The 4,182-nt window shown below is 65.3% G+C and carries 4 protein-coding genes and 1 tRNA gene; 3 read left to right on the top strand and 2 right to left on the bottom strand.

Annotation, left to right across the window (positions count from 1 at the left end):
• Nucleotides 1-1,251 (top strand): hypothetical protein (locus ACWDTF_RS24630; protein ID WP_449755233.1); only part of this gene is annotated, 1,251 nt, incomplete at its 5' end.
• A 71-nt stretch (nucleotides 1,252-1,322) separates the two neighbouring features.
• On the opposite strand, the gene ACWDTF_RS24625 is transcribed toward ACWDTF_RS24630, so the two are convergent.
• Nucleotides 1,323-2,297 (bottom strand): NAD(P)H-quinone oxidoreductase, encoded by a 975-nt coding sequence (locus ACWDTF_RS24625; protein ID WP_240857912.1) that lies wholly within the window; start codon nucleotides 2,295-2,297, stop codon nucleotides 1,323-1,325.
• A 79-nt stretch (nucleotides 2,298-2,376) separates the two neighbouring features.
• Between ACWDTF_RS24625 and ACWDTF_RS24620 the strand changes: the two genes are divergently transcribed.
• Nucleotides 2,377-2,461: transfer RNA gene (locus tag ACWDTF_RS24620), tRNA-Ser, on the top strand.
• Between the two features lie 10 nt (nucleotides 2,462-2,471).
• Here ACWDTF_RS24620 and ACWDTF_RS24615 read toward each other — a convergent pair.
• Nucleotides 2,472-2,861 carry a DUF5997 family protein gene (locus ACWDTF_RS24615; RefSeq protein WP_449755234.1) on the bottom strand — a complete coding sequence of 130 codons (390 nt, stop codon included), beginning with the start codon at nucleotides 2,859-2,861 and terminating at the stop codon, nucleotides 2,472-2,474.
• Between the two features lie 48 nt (nucleotides 2,862-2,909).
• On the opposite strand from ACWDTF_RS24615, the gene ACWDTF_RS24610 reads away from it, so the two are divergent.
• Nucleotides 2,910-3,659, top strand: coding sequence for a LysR family substrate-binding domain-containing protein (locus ACWDTF_RS24610; RefSeq protein WP_449755232.1), 750 nt, complete (start codon nucleotides 2,910-2,912; stop codon nucleotides 3,657-3,659).
• The last annotated feature ends 523 nt before the right edge of the window (nucleotides 3,660-4,182 follow it).

The following is a 4,182-nucleotide window of genomic DNA, read 5'->3' as shown; positions in this document are numbered from 1 at the left end:
GGCGCCGGATACGATTCCACTGCACCCGCGCCCAGCGGGCCAGCATCCAGCAATTCCACTGCTGAACGGAATTGCCCGCTCAACTTCGAAGAGCCCCCATTGCCGGTGCTGTCGCAAATCCTCGACAACAACCTCACCAGCCTCGGGAATGTTGCGGGTCCGACGATCGACATCGTCGTGGGTGGCGCGGGGTACGTGATCACCCTGCCGATCACCGCAGTGCAGGCGATCCAAGCGCTGTTCGGTGGCGGCGGGATCGAGGAAGCGGCTCAGATTCTGATCGGGCCGCTGGTTTCGCTGGTTCAGGGGCCAGGGTCTGAACTCTTCGACGCCGTCGTCGCGGCGCTGACGCAGCCGTTCCAGAACTTCGTGAATGCGCTAGGCACCATCACTCTCGAGAATGTCGCGGCTCTCGCGCTGGGCGTCGTTTCTCCGCTTCTCGCGACCGTCGTGGCGACGGTGGAAGCCATTCAGAACTTCGTCGGTGCCGTCAATGACGACGACAGTGATTTCGGCGACGTGGTGCAGTCGCTGATCGACTTCATTCCCACCATCGTCGACGGGGCGCTCAACGGTGCGAATGTCGTTGACACGACGATCGATACCGGGCTTCCTTTGCTCCCGCCCATTGCCTTGACCTTGGCTGCAGGGGGCCTGCTGAGCCCCGCGGGAAACCTCGAGATCAGTGTCACGGGCTCAATCCTGCGTCCGGTGCTGAACATTGCGGCGACAACCTCGGGAACGATTGTGACCATCAACAACTACCTTAAGCAGGTCGCCGAAGCGATCACGCCGGTGAATACGGCCGCCAATCGACTGAGCTCGGAGAATGTGTCCACCTTCGCCGCGCCCGATTCGACCGACGCCGAAGCTGACAAGACCGATACCGAGAAGACCGCCCCGGTCGACGATGCTGCAGCCAACACCGTCGTGAACACGACGAACGTCGGGAACCCAGAAGGGCAACCGACCGGCGAGCCGGAGGGTGGTGCTGCCGCGAAACCCAAGGCACTGGAGATCCCCAAGCCGAAGTTGGGCAATGTCGGCAAGCCCAAGGGTGGTGACGCAGGGAAGTCGGAACGCGGACATGCCGGAAAGCCCAAGGACGGTGACACAGCAAAGCCGAATGGTAGTGACGCCGGCAAGCCCGAAGGCGGTAACGCGGAGGCCGGTGACGAGAGCGGCAACGCCGACGCCGGAAACCAGAGCGCCGACAACGGCGACAATGGTGGCGACGGCGACGACAGCTGATCCGACATTGATCCGTTTGAAGTTGAGTCCGGAATTCGGGCTCAACTTCAAACGGATCGCGCTTCTCGCTGTCAGACCGGAGCGACCGCCAGAAGGACCTTTCCGATCGCCTCGCCGCTGTCGAGTCGGGCGTGGGCGGCGTCGGCGTCGGCGAGTGGCACCACCGAGTCGATCACGGGCTGCACTCGTCCTGCGTCGATCAGTGGCCAGGTGGTTGCGAGCGTCTGACGCACCACCTCTGCTTTGCCGCCGACGCCGCCGACCGGGCGCGACCTCAACGTGGTGCCGTAGATCGAGAGGCGTTTGCCGAGCATCAGCCCTATCGGCAGTTCGGCTTTCACTCCGCCCTGCATGCCGATGATGACGAGACGCCCACCCGTTCGGAGGCAATCGATGTTGGGGCGCAGATACTTTGCGCCCATGATGTCGAGGATGACGTCGGCGCCACCGCTCTCGTTCACCAATTTGGTGAAGTTCTGCTGGGTGTAGTCGATGAGGATGTCGGCGCCGAGTGCGTCGCAGCGCGCGAGCTTGGCCTGACTGCGCGCGGTCACCGCGACCCGTGCGGCCAGCGCATGCGCCACCTGGATCGCGTGGGTGCCGATGCCGCTGGAACCACCATGGATCAGTACCAATTCACCCGGCTGTAGGTGTGCGGTGCCGAACAGATTCGACACCACCGTGCACGCCACCTCCGGCAAAGCGGCCGCCGAGGTGAGGTCGACGCCTTCCGGTACCGGCAGGAGTTGGGCAGCCGGGACCGCCACCTTCTCCGCATACCCGCCGCCGGCGAGCAGGGCGCACACTTCGTCGCCCTCCGACCAGCCGCTCACCTCTGATCCGACCGCCGAGATCCGCCCCGAAACCTCCAACCCGAGTGTGTCGGGAGCGCCGGGTGGCGGCGGATACAGTCCCTTGCGTTGGAGCAGGTCCGCACGGTTCACGCCGGCAGCGACGACGTCGACGATCACCTCGTCGTCGCCCACGACGGGATCGGGGATGGTCTGAAGTGACAGATTTCCGGACTCGACGACGATGGCCTTCACCCCGTCGATCGTGTCACACGCTGCTCAGCGATGGGTGCGACCGAGGCCTCGGGCCCCCTGCCGTAGTCTTGCTGCTCAGGGAAGCGTGGCAGAGCGGCCGAATGCACTCGCCTTGAAAGCGAGCGTGGGTAAAACCACCGGGGGTTCAAATCCCTCCGCTTCCGCTCACTGACCTCACTCCGAGGCGTCGTCCGACCGATCGTCGCTGTCACGTCGACGATCCGCGTGCAGCGACTTGACCCGACGCTCCTCGCGCAGCACCTCGACGTGTTTGGTGCGTTCGGCCTCGAGCCACTCGGGCATCTCGGCGAGTAGGGCGTTGATCTGTTCGGTCGTCAGGGCTTCGGTCACCTCGCCTCGGATCAAGCCGGAGTTCGAGATCCCGAGCTTGGCGGCCACCAGGTTCTTCGGGTGCGGACCGTTGGCGCGAAGGTCGCGCAGCCATTGCGGCGGGTCGGCTTGGAGGGCGGCCAGTTCCGCCCGCGTGATCGGCCCGGCGCGAAAATCTTCGGGTGTCGCCGGCAGGTAGACGTCCAGCTTCTTGGCGGCGGTGGCCGGCTTCATCGACTGCGAGCTCATCCTCGCAGCGTATCCCCGCGGTAGCCTCGACGCGTGAGCCCGCCCGCAGAAGCCGACCGCACGGATTTTCGGGTCGCCTTCGTGCCAGGCACGACGCCGGGGAAGTGGGTACGCATCTGGGGTGAACGCCACCCGGAGGTGCGACTGGAGTTGGTCGCCACCGAGGTTGCCGATACCGCTGCGGCGATCGGCAATGGAAACGTTGACATGGCGATCACTCGACTGCCTGATGCGGTGACCCACGCCGACCCCGGCGCGCACCACACCATCACGCTCTACGACGAGACGACGGTGGTCGTCATCCCGAAGGATCACCTGCTCAGCGCGGGCGAGGAACTTCAACCGGCAGATCTGGCCGACGAGAGCCTTCTGTGGCCGCTCGACGAGCCTCTCGTCGTCACCGATCGCCCTGGAACCGCGATCGAGCATCGACCCGACACGACCGCCAACGCGATCGAGCTCGTGGCCGCCGGCATCGGACTTCTTCTGGTTCCGCAGTCGCTCGCCCGACTGCACCATCGCCGCGACCTGGATTACCGGCCGGTCACCGATGTCGCGACGAGCAGCGTCGGCCTGCTGTGGCCGGACCCGACGTCGGAGCTGGCCGAGGAGTTCATCGGGATCGTCCGTGGCCGCAAACCCAACTCGTCGCGAGGCACGGCCGAACCGGCACCGAAACGGTCGGCCAAAGAGAAGGCAGCGGCCAAACGAGCCGCGAGGGAAGCGGCCGGCAAAACACCTGGGCCCGGAAGATCGAAGAGCCGTACCCGCCGGCCGCGCTAACTGGCCGCAGAATTCGGACGTCACCGCACGGCGGCGATGGTGGAGGCGGGAAGAGCGTGGTCGCCGAGCGTAAGGCATTCCGACCCACCGGGAAAGGCGTCCGAAACGGTCCTCCTCAGTGCCCGCCGAGGGCATATTGCCCTCGGCGACACCTCACGGCGACCGTTTTGGACGACACCTCCCGGGGCGAGCCGGTCCGACCACCCGAACGCACCGCGACCCCGATCGGATGTATGTACCCCTCAACCCGACCAAGTGCACTGTGTACGTGGCCAGGTTCCCAGGTACAGATCTCCGTAGGTGGCCGCGGCGGTCACCCAACTCTTCGGATCAGCGACCCACCCGCCGCCTGCGGCGGCGATCGTGGAGGCGGGAAGAGGGCCGTGGAGCGCGGCGCTGCGACGATGATCCACGAAAAGTAGGGGAAGAAACTCGTCCCCTGGCGGATTCAGGCGGTGGATGCAACAGGACCTGATTCGGATCCTGACGGTGGTGAGTTTAGTAGCTCGTCGAGTTTTTCGGC

It is taken from the genome of Gordonia sp. NPDC003422, from assembly GCF_053588675.1.
Note: the sequence above shows the minus strand (reverse complement) of the source record. Positions and strands in the feature narration are given on the sequence as shown.